This is a genomic window from Cellulomonas sp. P2_F12, assembly GCF_056403775.1.
Genome location: NZ_JBFUEV010000003.1, coordinates 493931 through 517705, shown reverse-complemented (window position 1 = coordinate 517705; position 23775 = coordinate 493931). Strand labels below are relative to the sequence as shown.

The 23775-nt window shown below is 73.8% G+C and carries 22 protein-coding genes; 8 read left to right on the top strand and 14 right to left on the bottom strand.

The features are described from left to right. Positions 1 to 65 precede the first annotated feature (65 nt). From AC1DWH_RS10505 to AC1DWH_RS10490, 4 genes are all read left to right on the top strand, one after another. Positions 66 to 1049, top strand: a complete 984-nt coding sequence (locus AC1DWH_RS10505; protein WP_477093607.1) for a quinone oxidoreductase family protein — start codon at positions 66 to 68, stop codon at positions 1047 to 1049. Then, a complete protein-coding gene (locus tag AC1DWH_RS10500; RefSeq protein WP_477093606.1) occupies positions 1046 to 1783 on the top strand; it encodes a DsbA family oxidoreductase in 738 nt (245 codons plus the stop codon). The genes AC1DWH_RS10505 and AC1DWH_RS10500 overlap by 4 nt, the downstream gene beginning before the upstream one ends. Next, positions 1771 to 2268 (top strand): GNAT family N-acetyltransferase, encoded by a 498-nt coding sequence (locus AC1DWH_RS10495; RefSeq protein WP_477093605.1) that lies wholly within the window; start codon positions 1771 to 1773, stop codon positions 2266 to 2268. The genes AC1DWH_RS10500 and AC1DWH_RS10495 overlap by 13 nt, the downstream gene beginning before the upstream one ends. Positions 2269 to 2347: 79 nt before the next feature. Then, complete coding sequence (locus tag AC1DWH_RS10490) at positions 2348 to 3634, top strand: TrpB-like pyridoxal phosphate-dependent enzyme (protein WP_477093604.1); 1287 nt, start codon at positions 2348 to 2350, stop codon at positions 3632 to 3634. Between the two features lie 50 nt (positions 3635 to 3684). Here AC1DWH_RS10490 and AC1DWH_RS10485 read toward each other — a convergent pair whose 3' ends face one another. The 9 genes from AC1DWH_RS10485 to infC all read right to left on the bottom strand — a co-directional run bounded on the left by AC1DWH_RS10485 (position 3685) and on the right by infC (position 16430). Continuing rightward, positions 3685 to 8631, bottom strand: a complete 4947-nt coding sequence (locus AC1DWH_RS10485; RefSeq protein WP_477093631.1) for an ExeM/NucH family extracellular endonuclease — start codon at positions 8629 to 8631, stop codon at positions 3685 to 3687. 207 nt (positions 8632 to 8838) lie between these two features. Next, positions 8839 to 11400, bottom strand: a complete 2562-nt coding sequence (gene pheT / locus AC1DWH_RS10480; protein WP_477093603.1) for a phenylalanine--tRNA ligase subunit beta — start codon at positions 11398 to 11400, stop codon at positions 8839 to 8841. Beyond that, entirely contained in the window at positions 11400 to 12443 is a 1044-nt protein-coding gene (gene pheS, locus AC1DWH_RS10475; RefSeq protein ID WP_477093602.1) for a phenylalanine--tRNA ligase subunit alpha, read from the bottom strand. The genes pheT and pheS overlap by 1 nt, the downstream gene beginning before the upstream one ends. A gap of 212 nt (positions 12444 to 12655) precedes the next feature. Further along, on the bottom strand, positions 12656 to 13303 hold the full coding sequence (gene thpR, locus AC1DWH_RS10470) for an RNA 2',3'-cyclic phosphodiesterase (RefSeq protein ID WP_477093601.1): 648 nt from the start codon (positions 13301 to 13303) through the stop codon (positions 12656 to 12658). Continuing rightward, on the bottom strand, positions 13300 to 14121 hold the full coding sequence (locus AC1DWH_RS10465) for a TrmH family RNA methyltransferase (protein ID WP_477093600.1): 822 nt from the start codon (positions 14119 to 14121) through the stop codon (positions 13300 to 13302). The genes thpR and AC1DWH_RS10465 overlap by 4 nt, the downstream gene beginning before the upstream one ends. Positions 14122 to 14154: 33 nt before the next feature. Continuing rightward, entirely contained in the window at positions 14155 to 14439 is a 285-nt protein-coding gene (locus AC1DWH_RS10460) for a hypothetical protein (protein ID WP_477093599.1), read from the bottom strand. Positions 14440 to 14596: 157 nt separating this feature from the next. Next, entirely contained in the window at positions 14597 to 14980 is a 384-nt protein-coding gene (gene rplT / locus AC1DWH_RS10455) for a 50S ribosomal protein L20 (protein WP_456847233.1), read from the bottom strand. A 62-nt stretch (positions 14981 to 15042) separates the two neighbouring features. Further along, complete coding sequence (rpmI, locus tag AC1DWH_RS10450; protein WP_456847232.1) at positions 15043 to 15237, bottom strand: 50S ribosomal protein L35; 195 nt, start codon at positions 15235 to 15237, stop codon at positions 15043 to 15045. A gap of 95 nt (positions 15238 to 15332) precedes the next feature. Then, complete coding sequence (gene infC / locus AC1DWH_RS10445; RefSeq protein ID WP_477093630.1) at positions 15333 to 16430, bottom strand: translation initiation factor IF-3; 1098 nt, start codon at positions 16428 to 16430, stop codon at positions 15333 to 15335. A gap of 382 nt (positions 16431 to 16812) precedes the next feature. Between infC and AC1DWH_RS10440 the strand changes: the two genes are divergently transcribed. After that, positions 16813 to 17184 carry a DUF1844 domain-containing protein gene (locus tag AC1DWH_RS10440; RefSeq protein WP_477093598.1) on the top strand — a complete coding sequence of 124 codons (372 nt, stop codon included), beginning with the start codon at positions 16813 to 16815 and terminating at the stop codon, positions 17182 to 17184. Here AC1DWH_RS10440 and AC1DWH_RS10435 read toward each other — a convergent pair. Continuing rightward, positions 17165 to 18466: an MFS transporter gene (locus AC1DWH_RS10435; protein ID WP_477093597.1), complete on the bottom strand. Its 1302-nt coding sequence runs from the start codon at positions 18464 to 18466 to the stop codon at positions 17165 to 17167. The two genes, AC1DWH_RS10440 and AC1DWH_RS10435, sit on opposite strands and share 20 nt — an antisense overlap. A gap of 105 nt (positions 18467 to 18571) precedes the next feature. Here AC1DWH_RS10435 and AC1DWH_RS10430 point away from each other — a divergent pair, with 105 nt between their 5' ends. Genes AC1DWH_RS10430 through AC1DWH_RS10420 form a run of 3 tightly spaced genes read left to right on the top strand, consistent with a single transcriptional unit; the run spans position 18572 to position 20363 of the window. Further along, positions 18572 to 19213: a hypothetical protein gene (locus AC1DWH_RS10430; protein WP_477093596.1), complete on the top strand. Its 642-nt coding sequence runs from the start codon at positions 18572 to 18574 to the stop codon at positions 19211 to 19213. Then, positions 19210 to 19947 carry a S1C family serine protease gene (locus AC1DWH_RS10425; protein ID WP_477093595.1) on the top strand — a complete coding sequence of 246 codons (738 nt, stop codon included), beginning with the start codon at positions 19210 to 19212 and terminating at the stop codon, positions 19945 to 19947. Before AC1DWH_RS10430 ends, AC1DWH_RS10425 begins: the two co-directional genes overlap by 4 nt. A 17-nt stretch (positions 19948 to 19964) precedes the next feature. Then, positions 19965 to 20363, top strand: coding sequence for a spore germination protein GerW family protein (locus AC1DWH_RS10420; protein WP_456846030.1), 399 nt, complete (start codon positions 19965 to 19967; stop codon positions 20361 to 20363). On the opposite strand, the gene AC1DWH_RS10415 is transcribed toward AC1DWH_RS10420, so the two are convergent. The 4 genes from AC1DWH_RS10415 to AC1DWH_RS10400 form a co-directional block, all read right to left on the bottom strand. Further along, positions 20360 to 21091, bottom strand: a complete 732-nt coding sequence (locus AC1DWH_RS10415; RefSeq protein ID WP_477093594.1) for an SseB family protein — start codon at positions 21089 to 21091, stop codon at positions 20360 to 20362. The genes AC1DWH_RS10420 and AC1DWH_RS10415 overlap by 4 nt on opposite strands. Then, complete coding sequence (gene priA, locus AC1DWH_RS10410; protein ID WP_477093593.1) at positions 21088 to 21828, bottom strand: bifunctional 1-(5-phosphoribosyl)-5-((5-phosphoribosylamino)methylideneamino)imidazole-4-carboxamide isomerase/phosphoribosylanthranilate isomerase PriA; 741 nt, start codon at positions 21826 to 21828, stop codon at positions 21088 to 21090. Before priA ends, AC1DWH_RS10415 begins: the two co-directional genes overlap by 4 nt. Further along, positions 21825 to 22469: a type 1 glutamine amidotransferase family protein gene (locus AC1DWH_RS10405; RefSeq protein WP_477093592.1), complete on the bottom strand. Its 645-nt coding sequence runs from the start codon at positions 22467 to 22469 to the stop codon at positions 21825 to 21827. The genes priA and AC1DWH_RS10405 overlap by 4 nt, the downstream gene beginning before the upstream one ends. Before the next feature lie 115 nt (positions 22470 to 22584). Further along, a complete protein-coding gene (locus AC1DWH_RS10400; protein ID WP_477093591.1) occupies positions 22585 to 23757 on the bottom strand; it encodes a GH12 family glycosyl hydrolase domain-containing protein in 1173 nt (390 codons plus the stop codon). Between the last annotated feature and the right edge of the window lie 18 nt (positions 23758 to 23775).

The window sequence follows — 23775 nt, the reverse complement described above, 5'->3', positions numbered from 1 at the left end:
CGCATGCACGAAGATACGAACGACTTTCCGGGAAGATGCCGCGGCGTCGTCGCGTTGCCGCCAACGTGCGCGCGATCCAGGCCACCGCCCCGGGCGGTCCCGACGTCCTCCAGCTCGTCGACCTCCCCGACCCCGAGCCGGCCGCCGGCGAGGTCCTCGTCCGCGTCGCCGCCGCCGGCGTCAACTTCATCGACACCTACCGCCGCGGCGGCGCCTACCCGATGCCGTTCCCGCACGTCGTGGGGTCCGAGGGCGCGGGAGAGGTCGTCGCGGTCGGTGCCGACGTCAGCGAGATCGCCGTCGGTGATCGCGTGGCGTGGTCGGCGTCGCCCGGCTCGTACGCGGAGCTGGTGACGGTCCGCGAGTCCCAGGCCCTGCTCGTGCCCGAGGGCGTCCCGGACCAGGTCGCCGCCGCGCTCCCCCTGCAGGGCATGACCGCGCACTACCTGGTCACCTCGACGTTCCCCGTCCAGGAGGGGCACGACGTGCTCGTGCACGCGGCCGCGGGCGGCGTCGGCCTCCTGCTCACGCAGCTGGCCGCCCAGCGCGGAGCACGCGTCATCGCCACCGTCGGCAGTGCCGACAAGGAGCGCCTCGCGCGCGAGGCCGGGGCGGCCGACGTCATCCGGTACCGCGACCTGGACGACCTGACGCACGACCTGCCCGCCGAGGTCCGCGCCCTGACCGACGGCCGCGGCGTGCACGCGGTCTTCGACTCGGTGGGCAAGGACACCTTCGACGCGTCGCTGGCCTCGCTGCACCGCCGCGGCACGCTCGTCCTGTTCGGCGCCTCCTCGGGCGCCGTCCCCCCGTTCGACCCGCAGCGGCTCAACGCCGCGGGGTCCGTCTTCCTCACCCGCCCCAAGCTCGACGACCACACGGCCACCCGCGAGGAGCTCTCCTGGCGCGCACGAGAGCTGTTCGACGCGGTCCGCGCCGGCACGCTCGACGTGCGCGTCGGAGCCACGTTCCCGCTGGCCGACGCGGCCGACGCCCACCGCGCGCTCGAGTCGCGCTCCACCACCGGAAAGGTCCTGCTGCTTCCGTGAGCACCCCCGTCATCAACGCCGTACGTACCCTGCAGGTCGAGGTCTGGTCCGACATCGCCTGCCCCTGGTGCTACATCGGCAAGCGCCGCTTCGCCACCGCCCTCGCGGACTTCCCGCACCGCGACCACGTCGAGGTGACCTGGCGGTCCTACGAGCTGTCGCCCGGCACGCCCGTCGGCCCCGGCATCCCGGAGATCGAGGCCCTGGCCCGGCACAAGGGGATCCCGCACGAGCGCGTCGTGCAGATGTTCGCCCAGGTCACCGCCGTGGCGGCGGGTGAGGGTCTCGCCTACGACTTCGACCGCACGCTCTCGGCCAACACGTTCGCCGCGCACCGTCTCGTGCACCTCGCCCGCACCACCGGTCGCGCCGACGAGGTGCTGGAGGCGCTGTTCTCCGCGCACTTCGAGCACGGCGCGGACCTGGGCGACGACGACACCCTCGTGCGCCTGGTGAGCGGGGCAGGCGTCGACGCGGACGCCGCACGCGCCGCGCTGGCGAACGACGAGTTCGCCGACGACGTCCGCGCCGACGAGGCCGAAGCCCGCGCGCTCGGCGTGACCGGCGTGCCGTTCTTCGTCGTCGACCGCCGCGTGGCCGTCTCCGGCGCGCAGCCCGCCGACGTGTTCACGCAGCTGCTCGAGGCTGGCTGGCGCGAGGCGAACCCGCTGCAGACCCTCGCGACGGCGGACCCCGACGCGGCCGCCTGCGTCGACGACTCGTGCGCGATCTGACCCTGCGGCCGGTCACCGCGGCCGACCTGGTCGCGCTCGCCGGGCTCAACGACGCGGCGGCGCCTGCCGTCAACGCGCTCGGGCTCGACGGCCTGACGGCGCACGTCCCGGTGTGCGAGCTCGCGCTCGTCGCCGAGTCCGACGGCGAGCTCCTCGGCTTCCTGCTCGCGGTCGCGCCCGGCGCCGAGTACGCGAGCGAGAACTACCGCTGGTTCTCCGCGCACGTGCCGGGCTCGCTCTACGTCGACCGCATCGTCGTCGCGCCCACCGCGCACGGCCGCGGCGTCGGCCGCGCGCTGTACGAGGCCGTCGACGGGCGGGCGCGCGAGCTCGGGCTCGACGTCGTGACCTGCGAGGTCAACCTCGAGCCGCCGAACCCGCAGTCACTGGCCTTCCACGAGCGGCTGGGCTTCCGGCGCCTCGGCGAGCAGGCGACCAAGGGCGGCGCCGTCGTCGTCGCCCTGCTGGCCCGCGACGTGGCCTGACGGGACGAACCGGGCGATACGCTGCCGCTGCGGACCAGCGGCGGTCGCGGGCTCGCTGGTACTCGACCCGGAGGCCCTGATGACGTCCTCGCTGCTCGACGCCCTCGGCGTGACCGTCCCCTCGACGGTTCCCACCCACTGGTACAACCTCGCCGCCGACCTGCCGACCCCGTGCCCGCCGGCGCTCCACCCGGGCACCCGCGAGCCGCTGACGCCGCCCGACCTGGCGCCGCTGTTCCCGATGGCGCTGATCATGCAGGAGGTCAGCACCGAGCGGTGGATCGAGATCCCCGAACCGGTCCGGGAGATCTATGCGCTGTGGCGCCCGTCCCCCCTGATCCGGGCGCGTCGCCTCGAGCGGGCTCTGGGCACACCGGCGCGGATCTACTACAAGTACGAGGGCGTCAGCCCCGTCGGGTCGCACAAGCCGAACACCGCGGTCGCGCAGGCCTACTACAACGCCGCCGAGGGGATCACGAAGCTCACGACGGAGACGGGCGCCGGGCAGTGGGGCGCGTCCCTGGCCATGGCCTGTGCCCTGCTCGGCCTCACGTGCGAGGTCTGGCAGGTGCGCGCCTCCTACGACGCCAAGCCCTACCGGCGGATGCAGATGGAGACCTACGGGAGCATCTGCCACCCGTCGCCGTCGGACCTGACGAATGCCGGGCGGGCGATGCTCGCGGCAGACCCGGAGACCACCGGCTCCCTCGGCATGGCGATCAGCGAGGCGGTCGAGGCGGCCGCGACCGACCCGGACGCCCACTACTCGCTGGGCAGCGTGCTCAACCACGTGCTGCTGCACCAGAGCGTGATCGGCCAGGAGGCCCTCGCGCAGCTCGACGCGATCGAGGAGAGAGCCGACGTCGTGTTCGCCTGCGCCGGCGGCGGCTCGAACCTCGGCGGCCTGAGCTTTCCGTTCCTGGGCCGCAACCTGCGCGAGGGCACGACCACCCGCGTCGTGGCGTGCGAACCGGCCGCGTGCCCGTCGCTGACCCAGGGCGAGTACCGGTACGACTTCGGCGACGTCGCCGGCCTGACTCCCCTGCTCAAGATGCACACGCTGGGCAAGGACTTCGTGCCGCCGCCCATCCACGCGGGCGGGCTGCGGTACCACGGGATGGCGCCGATGGTCTCGCACGCGGTCGAGCTCGGGCTCGTCGAGGCCATCGCCGTCGACCAGGACACCGCCTTCGCGGCCGGCATCGAGTTCGCGCGCGCGGAGGGGATCATCCCCGCGCCCGAGTCGACCCACGCGGTGGCCGGCGCGATCACGCAAGCCCGCGCGGCGACCGAGGCGCAGACGATCGTCATCGGGCTGTCGGGCAACGGCGTGCTGGACCTGCCCGCGTACCACGACTACGTCTGAGCACACGACGGGCCCGCGTCCCGGCGGGACGCGGGCCCTCGTGCGTGCGATCAGCGGATGCTGACCGGCGCGCTCGTGCTCGGCGACACGTTGGCCGTGTCGGACGGGACGAACGTCGCCGTGTAGGTGTGCGTCCCGGACGGCACCGTGCCGATCGCCACGCCGAGCACCACGTTCAGGGTCTTGACGACCGTGGTGCCCTCCCTGATCTCGACCCGGCCCGAGGGCAGCTTGCCGTTGTCCGTCGACACCGTGGCCACGGCGACCGACGGGACGAACAGGAACCCGCGGGTCACGGACAGCCCGGTCGTCGTCGTCACCTTCTTCACCACGACCGTCACGGGCGTCGACTCGGAGCCGGTCACCGTCGCGTCGCCGGCGAACCGGGCGACCACGTCGTAGCTGCCCGCCGGGGTGGACGACGCGAGCCGCAGCGTGGCCGTGCCCCCCGACAGCGGTGCGGTGCCGAGCACCGTGGTCCCGGCGACGAACTCGACGGACCCGGTCACCGGTACGTCGGCCGCGACCTTCGCCGTGAGCGTGACGCGCGACGAGGAGGCGTACACCTGGCTCGACGGCGACGCCGTGAGCGACGTGGTCGACGCGGGGACCCCCGCCTCGACGGTGAGCGGGAGCGTCACGGTCGTGCCGCTCGGGCTCGCCACCAGCGTCAGCGTGTGCGCGCCGGCGGCGGTCGCCGCCGGCACCGTCACCGACACGTCGGCGTTGCCGCCCGCGACCGGCGCGGTGCCGATCGATGTGCCGTCGAGCCGGACGTCCAGGCTGGTGTTCTGCGGCGAGCCGAGGCTCGTCAGGTCCAGCTTGGTCACCGGGAACGCCAGCGTGTCACCGGCGGTGACGGAGGACGGCTGGGCCGGCACGCCGACCGCCTGACGGGCGAAGTCCGGGGCCAGGCCCGGGTGCGCCTGCAGGTAGGCGATCCAGCCGTCCCGGTCGATGAGGCCCGAGTCGCGTGCGTCCGTCCCCTGGGCCACGACGCGGAAGTTGTCGCCGCCCGTGGTGAGGAACGAGAACGTCCCGATCCGGTAGCTCGCCGCCGGGTCGATCGGCTCGCCGTTCACCGTGACGGACGTGATGTGCGACCCCGCGGGAGCCGCGGCGTCGTACGTGTACGTCACGTTGTCGGACAGTCCCAGCTGCAGGTACGGACGCGACGGGATGGTGCCGTCCGCGTTGGTCTGCCACTGCTGCTCGAGCATCACCGTGAACTGCGCGCCCGTGAGCGACGTCGTCCAGAGGTTGTTGACGAACGGCAGGACGCCGTTCGCCTCGGCCGTGGTGATCACCCCGTCCGGGGCGTACAGCAGCTCGGCCCTCAGCCCGCCGGGGTTGACGACGCCGATCTGCGCGCCGCCCAGGTTGTCCGGGGCGAGCGTGTCCCGCAGGGCGTTGGCCACGAGGTCGCCGAGCGACGACTCGCTTGCCCGGTCGTCACGCGCCGTCGTCGGGGCGGTGTAGCCCGTCGGACCGTAGGTGCCACCGGTGAAGGCCGTGGTGACGTCGGCCGTGACCGAGCCGACCGGGACGGACCCGACGGTGTTCGCGTACGCGAGGGCCGCGTTCACGATCGTGTTCACCTGGGCGACCCGGGGGTACTTCGCGACGAGTGCCGCGGCGAAGGCCGCCTCGTTCTGCGCCGGGGTGTTGCCGGCGACCACGGGTGCGACGAGTCGCGGCACGTTCTTCTGCGTGTGCGCGACGACCTCGCCCGTGCTCGGGTCGAACGTCAGCCCGACCTCGCCGATGTACTCGCCGTAGCTGCCCGTCTGCAGCACCGGACGCGTCGTGCCGGGCTCACCCGGGACCGGGCCGGCCCACGCGTACTGCTGGTGCGTGTGGCCGGTGAAGATCGCGTCCACGCTCGCCGCCGTCTCGTCGACGATCTTGGCGAACGCCCCGCCCTGGGCCACCTCGTCCTCGAGGGTGCCGTTCGGCAGACCCTCGCTGGCGCCCTCGTGGTAGCTGGCCACCAGCACGTCGGCCTCGCCGTTGGCCTCGTTGCCGTCGCTGAGCTGCGCGGCCACGCGGTTGACGGCGTCGACCGGGTCGCCGATGTCGATCTGCGTGATCCCACCGGGGCTCACCAGCGAGGGCGTCTCCCCCGTGACCGCACCGATGACGCCGACCTTGACGCCGCCCATGTCGAGGATCGAGTACTCCGGCAGGGCCGGGGTCGTCGTGCCCTTGAGGTAGACGTTGGCGCCGAGGTAGTCCCACTTCGCGTTCGTCTTGTTGGCGATCACGCGGTCCGTGAGGTCCGTGAACCCCTTGTCGAACTCGTGGTTGCCCACCGCCGACGCGTTGAGCTCGAGCGCGTTCAGGACGTCGATCGTCGGCTGGTCCTGCTGGACCGCCGAGGCGAACAGCGAGGCGCTGATGTTGTCACCGGCCGACACGAACGCGACGGGGCTACCGGCGGCCACCGCGGCGGCCTTCTCCTGCTCGACCGTGCCCGCGAACTTCACCGTGTTGGCGTCGATGCGTCCGTGGAAGTCGTTGATGTCGAGCAGGGTGAGGTTCACGGGCTTGGCGGCACCGTTGACCAGGCCGACGACGACCGGGTCGTGGTCCGACGACCGGTACTCGTCCGGCGCGTAGTAGAGGGTGCCGTGGTAGTTGTACCGGTCGTACTCCAGCGCGATGGACTCCTCGGCGTTGATCTCCCAGATGTCCGCGCCGGTGGCCCGCTTGAGTGCGGGGCCGTTGAGCAGCACGTGGTCGAGCGAGCCGGACAGGCCGCTGAACGAGTAGGAGTACTGGCCGTCCGCGAGGGTGGTCGCGGCGTCGGTGTACCCGGCGTCGTACAGCGTCTGCAGCGGGTCCTCCCGCGTGTACGAGTTGAAGTCGCCGACCAGCGCGACCGACTTCGCGTCGCCCTGCACGGTCGGCACCCAGTCGCGCAGCGCCTCGGCCTGCCGGACGCGCGACTCGTTCGAGGCGCCCTGACCGTCACCGGTGTCGGCGTCGCCCGGCCACGGACCCGCCGAGCCCTTGGACTTGAGGTGGTTGACGACGACGAAGAACGGCTCGCCGCCGCCGGTCGGCGTGAACTCCTGGCCGATGGGCTCCCGGGCGTTGCCGAAGGCCTGGTCGTCGCCGCTCAGCGTGCCGAGCGCGTGCGACGGTCCGGTGCGCTCGACGGCTGCGGTGCGGTAGATGATCGCGTTGGTGATGACGTCCATCTCGGCCGCCGGCGGCAGCTCGGTCGACGACGGGACGAACGCCCAGACGTCGGAGCCGGCGGCCGTGTTCAACGCGGCGACGAGCGTGCCGAGCGCCTCGTCCGGGACGCCGTCGACGGTCGCCGAGTTCTCGATCTCGAGCAGGCCCACGACGTCGGCGTCGAGCGCGTTGATCGCCGAGACGATCTTGTCCTGCTGACGCTGCAGGTCGGCCGGGTCCCACGCGCCGCGCGGGGCGCACCCGGTGTTGACCGTGACGGGGTCGCCGGTGCGGTCGTTGTAGGAGGTGCAGCCCGCCGTGGTCGCGCCGAGCGTCGTGAAGTAGTTGAGCACGTTGAAGGAGGCGATCTTCAGGTCGCCGCCCACCGCGGCCGGGGCCGTCGTGCGGTCGTTCTCGAACGTCACCGCGGCGGGGCCGGGCTGCGTCGGGTTGAGCTTCCACACGTTGTTGCGGAAGTCGACGACGACCGGAGCCGTGACAGTCGCGGCCGCGCCGACGCGGACCGGGTTGGTCAGGCTCACGTACGGCGGGGTCAGGCCCGAGTTCGCGGCCGACAGGAAGTTGGTCGACGAGCCGTCGTCGAGCACGACACCGCGGGCGGCGTTGTCCGCGGCGGCGGCGGCGGCCTCGGCCGAGCCGGGGCGACCGACCTCGGTGGGCTGGAGCAGCGGCAGCGTGCCCGCCGCGAGGCCGACCTCGCCGTACTGGTTGGTCGAGTAGGTGTTGGAGATCGTGAGGTCGCCGGTCGGCTGGAACAGCATCGACTCGAGGGCCTCGCGCGCGGCGTCGGTGGTGGGCCACGTGCTCGACACGGGCGTGACCGCCGCGGCGGCGGGGAGCTTCACCAGGTCGGTCGCCGCGGCGACCGTGAGCTCGGTGAGCCCGTTGAACTCGGAGACCGCTCCGGTCACCTGGACGTGGTCGCCGATGGCGACGAGGCCCGCGGTGGCGGACGAGAAGACGAAGACCGCGTCGGACGCACCCGGCGTCGCGTCCGTGGCGCCGCCGGTCCCCGGGGTCTGGATGACGTAGCCGCTGAGCCCGCCGGTCGGGTAGGCCGCGGTGACGACGCCGTCCGTGGTGACGGTCTTCCCGGCGAGCGGGGACGTCGCACCCGCGCCCTGGATCTCGGCGATCGTCGCCGCCGCCGGGGTCACCGGCCCGGTCCCGCCGACCACGCCCGGGGTCGGGTTCGCCGCGGCGAAGTCGCTCGCGTTGTTGGCGGTGTTGGTGATCGTGGCGTCACGCGTGACTGCCTGCGTGTTCGAGGCGCCGAGCGCGGGCCCGCTGCCGGCATACCCGGTGGCCGAGGCGCCGTACCCGACGAAGTCGACCACCTGGTCGACCGCCGGGCACGCGGACCCCGCGCAGGACAGGGCTGTCGTCGAGCTGACGAGAGCGACCTTGCCCGCCGTGCCGCTCAGGGCGAGGGACCCGGTGACGTTCCCGGTGACGGGCGTGGTCCCACCCGTCCCCGCGGCCTCCACCACCACGTACGCGGCGCCGGGCTGGATCACGCCGCTGAGTGCGGTGGTGAGGGTCTGGCTGAAGGCGCCACCGGCGGACGCGTACTGCACGGACCAGCCGGTGACGTCGACCGGTGCGCTCGAGGCGTTCACCAGCTCGATGAAGTCGTTGGTGTAGGTGGCGCCGCTGTTGCCGCCACCGCCGTACACCTCGTTGATCAGGACCCGTGGCGTGGTGCCGACCGCCGCCCCTGCCGGGCCCGCCGCGATCACACCTCCCGCCACTGCAACAGCGAGGGCGGCGACGCCCCCGCTGATCGACTTCATGGCACGGCGCACGTCGAGCTCTCCTTCGTCGGGGAACGTCAAGGGCCGCTCGTGACGGCCTGGACCACCTTCAGGGATCGCCCGATTTGCCGCAACTACTCACAGGTAACTATTGGGTGAACTCATCCCATGACCACGGTCGGAGGGCCTGAGACCGGATGCAGAAGACCCCCGCGGCCACCGGCCACGGGGGTCTTCGGTCGGCGCTCAGGCGCGCAGGGTCGCCCCGAACCGCGCGTGGGCCTCGGCCACGACGGCCTCGCGGACCGCCGCCGCCTCCTGCGCCGTGAGGGTCCGGTCGTCGGCCCGCAGCCGCAGCGAGAAGGCGAGCGACTTGCGCTCGTCCCCCACCTGCGACCCGGCGTACACGTCGAACAGGCGGACCTCCTCGACGACGTCGCCGGCGGGGCTCGACGCGGCACCGACGCGCACGGCGTCGAGCAGGTCGGCCGCCGCCACGTCGGCACCGACCACGAGCGCGATGTCCTCCTTGAGGACCGGGAAGGTCGAGACGGGGACCGCCTGCACGGGCTCGGGCGACGCCGCGGCCAGCAGCACGTCGAGGTCGAGCTCGAAGGCGGACGCGCGCGCAGGCAGCCCGAGCGCCGTGACGACGTTCGGGTGCAGCTCGCCCGCGTGCCCGACGAGCGTGCCGTCGACCGTGGTCAGACGCGCGCAGCGGCCCGGGTGCCAGGGCGCGTGGTCCGCGTCGGCCGACGCCACGAGCTCGACGCCGACGACCTCGGCCACGAGCCGGGCCGACGCGATGGCGTCGGTGTGGTCGACGCGGCGCCCGGTCCCCCACCAGCCCGCCGGCTCGCGGAGGCCCGCGAGCACGCCCGCGACCCGTCGCGGCTGCGGAGGCACGGCCGCGTCGATGGCGGCGAGCTCCGCGTCGGACGGCCGGACACCGCCCGGGAGGCGCGGGGCGGCCGGCGCACCGGGCGTCGGCCGCGTGACCAGACCGAGCTCGAACACCGAGACGTCGCCGGCACCCCGGGCGACGTTGCGCCGCGCCGTGTCCAGTAGCGTGACCAGTAGGTTCGTGCGCATGAACGGCTGCTCGTCGGACAGCGGGTTGACCAGGCGGACCGCCCGGCGCCGCTCGTCGTCGGCGGGCAGCCCGAGCGCGTCGAGCTGGTCGGTGCCGACGAACGGGTAGCTGAGCACCTCGACCAGCCCGGACTCGGCCAGGGCGCGCGCGACCGAGCGACGCGTCCGCTGCCCGGGCGTCAGGCCGGCACCCGGCTGCGCCGGCGGCACGATCGACGGGATCTCGTCGTAGCCGCGCAGCCGCGCGACCTCCTCGACCAGGTCGACGCCGACGGCGAGGTCGGGCCGCCACGAGGGCGCCTGCACCCGGACCACGCCGGGGCCGGCGTCGGACACCGAGCACCCGATCGAGACCAGGGTCTCGCGCACCTCGTCGGCCGTGTACGGCACGCCGACGAGTCGCGCGGGCAGGTCCAGGTCGAGGTCGAACGCCGGCACCGGCACCCGCTGGTCGACGTCGGTGAGGTGCGGGTCCGCGACGCCGCCGCCGAGCTCGACGAGCAGCGCGACCGCCCGCGTGACCGCGACCGGCGGGAGCGCCGGGTCGGCGCCCCGCTCGAACCGCTTCGCCGCCTCGCTGGGCAGCTTGTGGCGGCGGGCGGTGCGCGCGACCGTGATCGGGTCGAAGTGCGCCGCCTCGACCAGGAGGTCGGTCGTGCTCGCGCTGACCTCGCTGTCCCCGCCGCCCATGACGGCCGCGAGGCCGATGGGCCGGGAGGCGCGGGCGCCGTCGGGGCTGTCGGTGATGAGCAGGTCCTCGGGGTCGAGCACGCGGTCGACGTCGTCCAGGGTCCGCATGCGCTCCCCCGGGGCCGCGCGCCGCACGACGATCGGCGCGGCCAGCTTCGCCAGGTCGTAGGCGTGCAGCGGCTGGCCGAGGTCGAGCATCACGTAGTTGGTGACGTCCACGGCGAGCCCGATCGGGCGCATGCCGGCCTGCTGCAGCCGGCGCTGCATCCACGCGGGCGACGGGTCGTTGGCACGCACGCCGCGGACGATCTGGGCGACGAACCGGTCCGCTCCGGGCACACCGTTCACGGGGGCGGCGTCGTCGATCTCGACCGCGAAACCCCCACCGACCGGCGGGAGGTCCCCGGTCGGCAGCCCGCGGTCCGTGAACCGCGCACCCGTGGACAGGCCGTACTCCCGGGCCACGCCGCGCATGGAGAAGCAGTAGCCGCGGTCGGGCGTCACGTTGATCTCGAGCACCTCGTCGCCGAGGCCCAGGAGCTCGCGTGCGTCCGTCCCGACGGACGGGTCGAGCCCGAGCGTGGCCAGCACGATGATGCCGGCGTGGTCCTCGCCGAGCCCCAGCTCGCGGGCCGAGCAGATCATTCCGTCGGACACGTGCCCGTAGGTCTTGCGGGACGCGATGGGGAACGGCCCGGGCAGCACGGCGCCGGGCAGCGCGACCACGACCTTGTCGCCGACGACGAAGTTGTGCGCGCCGCACACGATGCCCCGCGGGTCACCACCGGCCTCGTTGTGCGACGGTCCGACGTCGACCCGGCACCAGTTGATGGTCTTGCCGTTCTTCTGCGGCTCCGGCGTGAGCTCGACGACGCGACCGACCACCAGCGGACCGGACACGGCGGCGGGGTGGATCGCCTCCTCCTCCAGCCCGACGCGGACCAGGTCCGCCGCCAGCTGCTCGGCGGTCAGGCCCGCGGGGAGCTCGACGTGCTCGGCGAGCCACGTCAGGGGGATGCGCGGCATCAGATCTCCGTCCCGAACTGCGTGGAGAAGCGGACGTCGCCCTCCACCATGTCGTGCATGTCAGCGATCCCGTGCCGCAGCATCAGGGTGCGCTCGATGCCCATGCCGAACGCGAACCCGGAGTAGACCTCAGGGTCGACGCCGCAGGCGCGCAGGACGTTCGGGTTGACCATCCCGCAGCCGCCCCACTCGATCCAGCCCGGTCCGCCCTTCTTCTGCGGGAACCAGAGGTCCATCTCGGCGCTGGGCTCCGTGAACGGGAAGAACGACGGCCGCAGGCGCGTGCGGGCCTCCGGACCGAAGATCGCCTGCGCGAAGTGGTCCAGCGTGCCCTTGAGGTGCGCCATCGTCAGGCCCTTGTCCACGGCGAGGCCCTCGACCTGGTGGAACACGGGCGTGTGCGTGGCGTCGAGCTCGTCGGTGCGGAACACCTTGCCGGGGCACGCGATATAGACGGGCAGCTCCCGCGACAGGAGGGTCCGGGCCTGCACGGGCGACGTGTGCGTGCGCAGCACGAGGCCGGGTGCGTCGACGAAGAACGTGTCCTGCATCTGCCGCGCGGGGTGGTCGACGCCGAAGTTCAGCGCGTCGAAGTTGAACCACTCCGCCTCGAGCTCAGGGCCCTCGGCGATCTCCCAGCCCATCGAGACGAAGATGTCGGCGATGCGCTCGGACAGGGTCTCCAGCGGGTGCCGGGCGCCGCGGGACCGACGGTCGGTCGGCAGCGTCACGTCGACGGACTCCTCGACCAGGACCCGCAGGTCACGCTCGGCCTCGAGCTCGGCCTGGCGCTCCGCGAGGGCGGCGGCGAGCCGTCCCTTCGCCTGGCCGAGCAGCTTGCCGGCCACCGCCTTGTCGGCCGGGGCGAGGCCGCCGATCGACCGGTTGGCGAGCGCGATCGGGCTGCGCTCCCCCACGTGCTCGAGGCGGGCGGTCTTGAGGGCGTCGAGGTCGCCCGCGGCCGCGAGCGCCTTCAGCGCGGCCTCGACGGCGTGCTCGATGCCGGTGGCGTCGAGCGGGGACAGGGCGGTGTCGTCGGACATCCTGACCTTCCAGTGCAGGTTCTGGGCGGCCGGCGCGGGCGCACGGCCATGGCGTGGGGCGCGAAGGCGCCCGACCAGCGGACAAGTCTAGAGGCGCCCGATCCGGGTCTGCGCGGCCGGTCCAGCGGTGGACGGCGTGCTCAGTGCGCGTCAGCGCGGCCCGGGAACGGGCCCGGGAAATCGGCGACCACCGGCCGCCTGCGCACGCGCTGTCATGCGCCCATCCTGCCACGGGCGCCCAGCACGAACCGCTCCAGCACCTCGTACAGCGGCCCACCACCTCGACCCGCACCCGGCCGCGAGGACACCAGCACGATCTCGTCGACCTGCCAGCGCGGGCCGTCGTACACGGCCAGCGCCCGCACGAGGCCCGCCGCGACGTCCTCGTCGTCCGGCCCCTGCATGTCGGGCCGCTGCCCGGGACGGTCTGGTCGCGACGACCGTCGCCGCGGCGGCCCGCTGCCGGGGCGCACCCGTCCGACCGTGAGGTGCGGACGCTCGCGCACGCGGTGGTCGTCGACCCCGCCCGCCTCGACGCACCCCCGGCTGACCGCGCGCTGGCTCTCGAGATCACCGGTGACGCCGACCCACAGCGTGCGGTGCGAGAACACCCCTGCCCCGTGCAGCCCGAGCTCGTAGGGCTCGACCGCGGCCGCGACGTCGGCCAGGTCGGCGGTGAGGGCCGGGACCGCACCGTCGGGCAGGTCGCCGTAGAACGCAGCGGTGAGATGCCAGGTCTCGCGCGCGGACCAGCGCACGGCCGACGACAGTCCCGACGGCGCGCCCCGCACGGAGGCCAGGGCCAGGTCGAGGTGGTCGAGCACGTTCTCGGGCGGCCACACCGCGGCGAACAGCCTCACCGCTGCGCCCGACCGCTGGCGTAGAGGCACACGGCCGCGGCGGTCGCGAGGTTCAGGGACTCCGCGCGGCCTCGGATGGGCACGCGCACGACGGCATCGGCCAGCGCACGGTCCTCGTCGCGCAGCCCCCAGGCCTCGTTGCCGAACAGCCAGGCCGTCGGGCGGGCGAGGTCCGGCACGCCGTCCTCCGCGGAGCCCGCGACGTCGAGGAGGTCGTCCAGGTCGAAGGCGCCGGTGCCGTCCGCCGCGAGGACCAGCAGGCCGGCCGCGCGCAGGTCGGCGACGGTCGCGGCGAGGTCGGCGCCCGTCACCACGGGCAGGTGGAACAGCGACCCGGCGGTCGACCGGACCACCTTGGGGTTGTGCACGTCGACGCTCTCGCCGGTCAGCACCGCCGCATCCGCGCCGGCCGCGTCGGCCGCGCGGATCACGGTCCCGGCGTTGCCGGGGTCGCGCACGTTCGCCAGGATCGCGACGAGCCTCAGGTCCCCGAGCCCGCCGAGCGTGTGCGTCGTCAGCGACGCGACCGCGACGACCCGCTGACCGTCCGGGCTCATGGCGTCGAGCACCTCGGCGGTCCCGACGGACACCCGGATGCCCCGGTCCTGCGCGCCCACCACGATCTCGGGGTACCGCTGCGCCGACTCGGGCGTGACGTAGACGTCGTGCACGTCGGCGCCGGCCAGCACCGCCTCCCGGACCGCCTGCGGCCCCTCGACGACGAACCGCCCGGCCCGCTTCCGCACGGCCCGTTCGCTCAGCGCCCGCACGGCCTTGACCCGCTCAGCACGGGGATTCGTCAGGGTGGGGCTGCTCACCGGGACATCATCGCGTGCCCGCGGCGCTGCCACTCAGAAGGTCCACCGGATCAGGTAGCGGACCGGCTCGGTGAGCGCCCGCCACGCGCTGCGCGGTCGCGACCGGCCCTGCCGGCGCGCGTCGCGGTACGCGAGAGGCACCGACAGCACGATGCCGACGAGCAGGGCGCCGACCACGGCCCACATCACCCAGACCGGCGGGTCGACCACCTCGGCGACGAGGAGGGTGAGCCCGACCAGCATCCCGAGCCCGAATGCCAGGAGGCCCCAGGGCGACGGCCCGCTGCGCTCGACCCGCGGGGCGTCCGGCTCGTTCATGGCGACATGATGCCGGGTCGGCGACGGTTTGGGGGTGCGCGGGGACGACGAAGCCCCCGGCGGTCGCAGAGGACCTCGGGGGCTTCGGGGTGCACCGAGCCGCCGCCCGGCTCCGGCGAGGGAGCACAGGGCGGTCGGGCTCAGCGGCGGACGAGGGTCACGCAGCCTTCGGCGCGTTGACGTCCGCGGGCAGGGCGGCCTTGGCGGCGGCCACGAGCGTGTTGAACGTCGCGGCGTCGTTGACGGCGAGGTCGGCCAGCACGCGGCGGTCCACCTCGATGCCCGCGAGCTTCAGGCCCTGGATCAGGCGGTTGTAGGTCAGGCCCTGCTCGCGGGACGCAGCGTTGATGCGCTGGATCCACAGCTTGCGGAAGTCCTGCTTGCGCACCTTGCGGTCGCGGTACGCGTAGACGAGGGAGTGGGTGACCTGCTCCTTCGCCTTCCGGTACAGGCGCGACCGCTGACCGCGGTAGCCCGCAGCGCGCTCGAGGGTTGTACGGCGCTTCTTCTGGGCGTTGACCGCCCGCTTCACGCGTGCCACGTGATGCTCCTTGCTTGTCTCAGGCTAGGCCGAGCGACCGGGGCGCAGGTGCGCCCCCGGGGTCACTTGCCGAGCAGCTTCTTGATACGGGGGGCGTCGGCAGGAGAGACGACGAGGTCGCCGGCGAGGCGACGCGTGCGGCGGCTCGACTTGTGCTCGAGCAGGTGGCGGGCGCCGGCCTGCTCGCGCATGACCTTGCCGGTCCCGGTGACCCGGAAGCGCTTCTTGGCACCGGAGTGCGTCTTGTTCTTCGGCATGGCTGCCGTGTCTCCTTGTCGTTCACATCGCACGGGTTCGTACGACTCGTCTGGTGCGGGCCGGCCGGTGGACCGGCCCGTCCGTTCGTGCTGGTTCAGCTGGCCTCTTCCGAGGCCGTCTTGCTGGTCTGTGCCTTGGCCGGAGCGGCCGGTCCCGGACGCGGCGCGGGCCGCGGGGTGCCGGCGGGCTTCGGCGTGGCGGGCTTCGGCGCGGCAGCAGCAGGTGCGGCCGCGGCGGGCGTCGCCGGGGTGGACGCAGCGGCGGGCCGGGGGGCCGAGGCTGCGGGTCGAGCGGCTGCGGCCGGACGCGCTGCCGAAGCCGGACGGGGCGTCGTCGCACGGGGTGCGGCGGCGGGCGTCGGTCGCGGAGCGGCGGGGCGCGAGGTGGCCGGACGGGGTGCGGCGGCGGGCCGGGGGGCGACCGGCGCGGGCGCCGACGTCTCGACAGCTGCCGGCGTCTCGGCCGCGGCCGGAGCCTCAGCCGGTGCCGGCGTCTCCACCGCAGCAGGCGTCTCCACGGCAGCAGGCGTCTCGACCACGGCGGGCGTCTCGACGACGACCGGGGTCTCGACGGCAGCGGGCGCCTCGACGACGGGCTCGGCCGGGGCCGGGTTCGTCGCCGCAGCAGCGGCAGCGGCAGCAGCCGCGGCGTTCTGCTCGCGAGCCGCAGCAGCCTGCGCCGCACGGCGCTGCTCCTGCTTCTGGTCGGCCTTCTTCTTGTTCGGGCCGAGCACCATGATCATGTTGCGCCCGTCCTGCTTGGGCATGCTCTCGATGAAGCCGAGCTCCGACACGTCGTCGGCCAGCCGCTGGAGCAGGCGCACGCCCATCTCGGGGCGCGACTGCTCGCGGCCGCGGAACATGATCATGACCTTGACCTTGTCGCCGGCCGTGAGGAACCGCTCGACGTGGCCCTTCTTGGTGCCGTAGTCGTGCGGGTCGATCTTCAGCCGGAAACGGATCTCCTTGAGGACCGTGTTCGTCTGGTTCCGCCGGGCCTCGCGGGCCTTCATGTCTGCTTCGTACTTGAACTTGCCGTAGTCCATGATCTTGCAGACGGGCGGACGAGCGTCAGGGGCGACCTCGACAAGGTCGAGGTCAGCGTCCTGCGCCAGGCGCAGTGCGTCCTCCACGCGGACGATCCCGACCTGCTCGCCGTTGGGGCCGACCAGGCGGACCTCGGCTACGCGGATCCGATCGTTGATGCGGGGCTCGCTGATGTGGTGCTCCTCAGGTTCGTCGTGGCGGACCGTCAGGAACGAGGAAGGCCCCCGTCCTGAGCACAGGAGGAGGCCTCGAGGTCCGCCACGCGTTCACGGCCGTAGCCATGCTCACGCCACCGGGACCGCTTGCGCCGTCCGGTGCGGACTGTGACCCGGTCTCTGTCGTCGATGCGCATCCAACGCATCGAACAGTCGAGGCCCAGGTGGGAGAGACTCCACTTGTGCGCCTGAGCCGTGTCCACCCGTGAGAGCGAGGCACAGCCCAGGTCAGTCGACTGCCAAGGCTACCAGAGAAGCCGGGTGAGCCCGAACCGGCGCCGGAGCACCCGGGGCCCGGTGAGAGGATCGGGCCATGACCGAGAGCAGTCCGAGCACGGACCCCACCACCACCGCGGCCACCCGCGACATCGCGGACGTCGCGGCCGTCGAGGTCATCACGACCGCCGCCGTCCACCTCATGAGCGCCGCCGCCGTGAAGTGCGGCCTGGCCGAGGACGGACCGACCGGCGCCGGCGCCGACTTCCTGGACCTGGACGAGGCCCGCAAGCTCATCACCGCTCTCGCCGCGCTGGTCACGGCCTCGGCGCCGGACATCGGCAACCAGCACGCACGCTCGCTGCGGGACGGTCTGCGCTCGTTGCAGCTGGCGTTCCGCGAGGCCTCCCCGTTCCCCGACGCCCCCGGCGAGGGACCCGGCGAGAAGTTCACCGGCTCGGTCGTCTGACCCGCTCGCGTCGGGTGGAGCCGGCGCCGCGGTGGCGGACCAGCCGGACGCGGGTGCGGGTGGTCGCGGGCACGTGACGGGGCGGGGCCTGGTCGGGAGTCTCGGGCGCCCCGGCCTCGCCCCGGCGGCGGACCATCGCGAGCGCGACGAGCCCGCTGACCGCGATGCCGCCGCCCACCACCGCGGCGGTGAGGAACCCGGCGCCCGGCGTCGCTCGGTCGATCACCGCGCCGCACAGGGGTGCGCCCAGCGCGTTGCCGACCGTCCCCATGGTGCCGCTCCAGCCCATGACCTCGCCCCGGCGGTGCTCGGGGACCAGGCGGACGAGGGTCGCGTTGATCGACGACAGCGCCGGCGCGCACGGCAGGCCCGCGACGACGACGGCGACCGCCAGCCAGACCTGCCCGGTGGCGAACGCCGCGGGCACGGTGGCGAGCGCGAGGATCGCGACCAGCACCAGAGGTGACGGGTTGCGGTGCGTGGCCCCGTGGACCAGCCCGCCGACGACCGAGCCGCCGGCCCACAGCGCGATCATCCAGCCGACGTCCGCGGAGCGGCCGGCGTCGTTGAGGGTGGCGACGAGCGACACGTCCGTGCCGACCAGCACGAACGCGGCGGCGAGACCCGCGAGCAGCACGACGACCAGCCCCGGGGTCAGCAGCCGGCCCTTCGGCAGGTCGACGACGGGCCCGGCCGAGAGCGCGCTGCGGGTGGGCGGGTTCGCCCACATGAGGAGCACCCCGGCGCCGACGGTCAGCGCGCCGACCACGGTCAGCGCCACCGACGTCGAGGCCTGGGTGGCCAGCAGCACGCCGACCACCGGGGAGAGCATGAACGTCAGCTCGACGGCGACGGAGTCGAGCGAGAAGGCGGCCCGCTGGTGCTGGAGGGGCACCAGCACCGACAGCGACTGCCGGCTGACCGAGAAGACCGGCACCAGGAAGAGCCCCGCGACGAACGCCGCCCCGATGAGGGCCTCGTAGGTGAGGTGCGGAGCCGCCAGCCACACCGCCGACTCGACGACGACCGACGGCGCGATCGCCCGGCGCAGCCCGAGCTTGTCCACCAGGCGTCCGCGCCACGGCGCGCCGAGCGCCATGCCGACGGTCGCGGCGCCGACGACCACGCCCGCCTGCGCGTAGCCGCGGTCGAGCGTCGAGACGACGTGCAGCGTGAGGACCACGCCGACCATGGCCGCGGGGATCCGGGCGACGAACGAGACGACGAAGAGACGTGCGACGCCGGGCAGGCGCAGCACGGCTCCGTAGGTCGTCGAGGGCATCAGATGATTGTCGCCGCTGCGCCCGTGTGCTCCCGCCGGGCCGGTGCCGCGATCCCACCCGCGGGAGCGGCCCGACGGCACAGGAGGGCCTCTTATCCTGGGGCGATGCAGTCCGAGGAGCCCGTCCCGCCGAACCGGCCCGTGAGCGAGATCACCCCGGCGGGCGTCGAGGTGGGCTCGTGGCTCCCGACCGCCACGGAGGCTCCGGCACCGCAGTCAGCGCCGCGTCGACGTCGCCCGGGCATCGCCACCACGGTCCTCGCGGTCCTGCTCGTCGCCACCCTGGTCGTCGGCGGGCTGCTCCTCTCTCACATGCTCACCACGAACCAGGCGTGGCAGTCCTCGACGCAGGACTGGGAGACGCTCGCCCGGTCCACCGGGACCGACCTGGCCGCGTCGCAGGCGGACCTCGAGGCGAACCAGGCGGAGCTCGACGCCACGCGCGCGCAGCTGGCGACCGCGCAGCAGCGGATCACGGAGCTGGCCGACGAGAAGGCGCAGCTCGGGGACACCAGCGCGTCGCAGCAGCAGCTCGCCGACTACCAGTCGCGGGTGTCGCAGGCCGCCGGGCAGGTGGCCACCTCGCTGGCCGCCTGTGTCGACGGCCAGCAGCGGCTCATCGGCTACCTGCAGAACTCCAGCCAGTACGACCAGGCCGACCTCGACCGCTTCACCACCGACGTGCAGACCGTGTGCGCGAAGGCGACGGACGCCAACGCGGCCCTGCAGCGCGAGCTCCGACGATGACGCGTCGCGCGCGGGCCGGCGCCGTGCTGGTCGGCGCGGTGCTCGCGCTGAGCGCCGGGTGCAGCATGCTGCCGGCGATGCCGGCCCCGGTGCCCACCAGCGTCGTGCCCACGGACCTGCCCCGCCCGTCACCGACATCCAGCGGCAACCTCTCCCCCGACGGCTTCGACGCCGCGCAGCGGATGGCCGTCCGCATCCGCAACATCGGCTGCGGCACCCTGTCGACGGGCTCGGGCTTCGCGCTGGACGACCACACGCTGGTCACCAACCGGCACGTGGTCAAGGACGCGTCGACGCTGCAGATCTCGACGTACGACGGCCGGGACCTCGCCGCGTCGGCGGCCAGCACCGCCAACCTGGCGGACCTCGCGATCGTGCACACGCAGGACGCGCTGCCGGCAGCTCCCGAGCTGGCGACCGCCGACCCGGCGATCGGCGACGCCGTCACGGTCGTCGGCTACCCCCTCGGGAAGGCGCTCACGGTGACGACCGGCCACGTCATCTCGAGCGAGACCGACCCGCTGAACGAGAACCTCGGTGCGGTGCTCGTGACCGACGCGCCCGTCGAGCACGGCAGCTCCGGCTCCGCGGTGCTCGACGGGGACGGCCGCGTGGTCGGGGTCGTGTACGCCAAGGACGCGAACGGGCACAGCTTTGTGGTGCCCGTGAGCACTTTGCGGTCCATGCTGGACGACGGGGCATCGTTCACCCCGTCCGCACCCTGCACCGGCTGAACCTCACGGAGGATCCCATGGCCGTCCCGCGCTTCGACCCCGCCGACGTCACCAAGGCCGCGAACGAGACCTTCACTGTCCGGAGGGTGTTCGGTGAGGCGTACGAGCGTGACGGCACGCTCGTCATCCCGGTCGCCAAGGTCTGGGGCGGGACCGGTTCCGGCTCCGGCGCGGGCGAGGTCGGCGTGCCGGCCGGTGCCGAGGGCGACGACGTCCCGGCCGGCGCGCAGGTGGGCCACGGCGGCGGCGGCGGGTACGGCGTGCACGTCAAGGCCGTCGGCGTGTTCGTCGTCGACGGGTCCGGGGCGCACTGGCGGCCGGCGCTCGACCTCAACCGCGTCATCCTCGGCGGTCAGCTGGTCGGGGCGGTCGCCCTCACGGCCTTCGCCCTCGCGTGGGCGGTCAAGCGTCGCTAGCGGGCCGCGCGCGGGCGCAGCTCGAGCGAGTCGACCCGGGTGGCCACCAGCTCGACCCCGGCCACCGCGGCGTTGACCTGCGCGACCACCGCATCGAGACCGTCCCGGTCCAGGCCCGCGACGAGGTCGACGACGACGGCGACCTCGGCCCGCGACCCGGGCACGGCATCGACGGCCACCACGCCGGGCACCGGCGCCACCGCCGCGGCGATCGCCGCTCGCAGGTCGGCGTCGACCCCGTCGGGGGTGACCGCGGGGTGCCACGTCTCCTGCTGCGCGAGCGCCCACACAGCGGGGCGCGGGATCAGGACAGTGGTCGGGCCACCGGGGTCGACCACCAGCACCTCCCAGCCTTCCGTCACGGCGGACAGGGCTGCGCGGGCGACGTCCGACGGGACGGGCCGGGCGTCCGACCGCCACGCGGTCATCGTCGCGACGGACGTGAACACGGGCAGCGCCGTCCGGCCGTCGGGGGCCTGCAGGGCGACGATGCCCGCCGACGCCTCCTTGTCGACCGTGTGCTCGTGACCGCCGTGCACGACGACGTCCTCGACCTCGAGCTCGGCCAGCACCGGCACGAGCACGCGCGTGCCCGCGAGCGCGTCGACGACGCCCGCAACGGTGCCGGTCCCCGCCCCCAGCGCGGCGAGGGCCGCGGCGACCGCGGGATCCGCCGTGCCGTCGTCGCCGGCGAACGGGGACGACGGCGGGAGCTGACGTCCGGTCACGGGCGCCCGGCGACGTCCAGCGCCTCGGGGAGCGTGAACGCACCCGCGTAGAGCGCCTTGCCCACGATCGAGCCCTCGACGCCGAGCGCCACGAGGGTCCGCAGGACGCGCAGGTCCTCGAGGCTCGACACGCCGCCCGACGCGATCACGGGGGCGTCGGTGCGGGCGCACATCTCGCGCAGCAGGTCCACGTTGGGGCCGTTGAGCATGCCGTCCTTGTTCACGTCGGTGACCACGTAGCGGGCACAGCCGGCGTCCTCGAGCCGGGCGAGCACCTCCCAGAGGTCGCCGCCGTCCTGGGTCCAGCCGCGGGCGGCGAGCGTGGTGCCGCGCACGTCCAGACCGACCGCGATCTGGTCGCCGTACGAGCCGATCACGCGGGCGGTCCACTCCGGGTTCTCCAGGGCGGCCGTGCCCAGGTTGATCCGCGTGGCCCCCGTGCCGAGCGCCCGCTCGACCGACGCGTCGTCGCGGATGCCGCCGGACAGCTCGACCTTGACCCCCTTGGCGACGAGCTCCGCGGTCACCTCGGCCAGCAGCACCGCGTTCGAGCCGCGCCCGAAGGCGGCATCGAGGTCGACCAGGTGGATCCACTCCGCGCCACCGGCGTGCCAGTCGAGCGCGGCCGACAGCGGGTCGCCGTAACCGGTCTCGGTGCCCGCGGCGCCCTGGGTCAGGCGGACGGCCTGACCGTCGGCGACGTCGACGGCGGGCAGCAGCTCGAGGCGATCAGTCATGCGTGGGCTCCGTGGGTGGTGGGGAGGGAGTCGACCCAGCGCGCGAGCACCCGGGCGCCGGCGTCGCCGGAGTGCTCGGGGTGCAGCTGGAGGGCGGTGAGGGGGCCGTTCTCGACGGCGGCGACGAACCGGTCCGGGCCGGCCGACCAGACGACCACGGGGACGACCAGACGCGTGTCCGCGGGCCAGTCGTCGAGCAGGGGGAAGGTGCGGGCGGCGTGGGCGTGCGCGAAGTGGAACTCGGCGTCGTCGAGGTCGACGAACAGCCGTGACCCGGCGGGCACCTCGACCTGGGCGTGCCCGGCGGCGGCCACGGGCTCGACCGACCCCGGCCACTCCCCCAGCCCCTCGGCACCCGGTCCCGCCGCGAACATCACGTGCATCCCGACGCCGATGGCGAGCACCGGGCGTCCGCCCGCGAGCCGTCGGTCGACGACCTGGTCCGCACCGACGGCCAGCAGACCGGCGACGACGTCGGCGAACGGTCCGCTGCCCGCGATCACCACGCCGTCGGCGGCGAGCGCGGCGCGCTTGTCCGCCGTGACCTCGACCTGGGCACCCGCGCCGGTCAGCGCCTCGACCAGCGGTGCGTGGTCGTCGGGGCCGTGGTCGAGCACGACGACGAGGGGCTGGGCAGGCACCGGACCACGGTACCCGCGGCCGTCCCACGGCCCGCACCGGCGCCGATCCGCGAGACGCCGCCGTTCGCCCGGCCGACTCCGACCCTCGCGGGGCGGCGCGGGCTCGGGGCCGTGGTCAGGAACCCGTGCAGGTCAGCGCGGGCGAGCCGGGCGCCGACCCGTTGCCGACGAACCCGAAGGTCGTCGACGCGCCGGCCCCCAGCAGCCCGTTGTAGGGCGCGTTGGCGACGGTGACGTTCGCGCCGGACTGCGACGCGACGCCGTTCCAGAGGTTGTTGATCGTCTGCCCGCCCGGGAACACCCACCGGACCGACCAGCCGCTCAGCATCGCGGAGCCGGTGTTCTTCACGGTGACCGCCGCCTGGAACCCGCCGCCCCACGACCCGGTGATGGCCGCGGTCGCCGTGCACGCCGACGGCCCGGTGGTCGGGCTGGGCGTCGGGGTCGGTGTCGGTGTCGGGGTGGCCGTGACGGTCGGCGTCGGGGTCGGGGTGGGCTGCGTGCCGTCCGTGGTGACCGAGAAGCTGGTCAGCGTCAGCCCGGTGCCCCCGATCCACGGCTCGAACCCGGCCTGGATGCTGGTGAGGTACCAGCTGGTCGACCCGAGCCCGCGGGCGACGACGTCCTTCCAGAAGTCGTTCAGAAGGAAGGTGGCCGACGACGTCGGCGTCTGCCGGACGTACGAGATGACGTTCCATCCGCTGCTGCCCGACCAGACGTCCCAGGTCGCGCCGGCGACGGTCGCGGTGCCGACCTTCGAGCCGATCGGCTGGATCGACCCGGCGTGGTTGAGCCACACCATCAGCTCGGCGCCGTCGTTCTGCTGCGTGGTCGTCGTCGGGCGGCTCTTGTGGAACCAGATGTCGTACGCCGCGTCGTACGTCCCGCTGCTCGGGTACGTCATGCTCACGCTGGTCGAGACCGCGGCGAACCTCGGGTCGGACGTCTGCAGGCCGTTGGGGCTCAGGATGTTCCCGCTGGTGGTGCAGCTGGAGTAGTGGCAGCCGTAGTAGACCGCCGGGTACGACTTGGGGGCACCGTTGGTGGCCGCGGTACCGTCCGCCTGCGTCACCGTGAAGCCGCCGCTCGAGACGTCGAGGCACTGGGTGGCGCTGGTCCCCCAGCGGTTGTTCATGACGGTGTACCGGCCGCCCTGGATGGGGGCGCTGGCCCACTGGTCGCACAGCACGGGTGCCGCGGAGGCGACCTGCGCCGCGGCGACGCCGGTCATGCCGAGCAACGAGCAGAGCAGCGCGACGAGCGCGACGGTACGACGACGACGGGACATGAGATCTCCTCGCGTGGG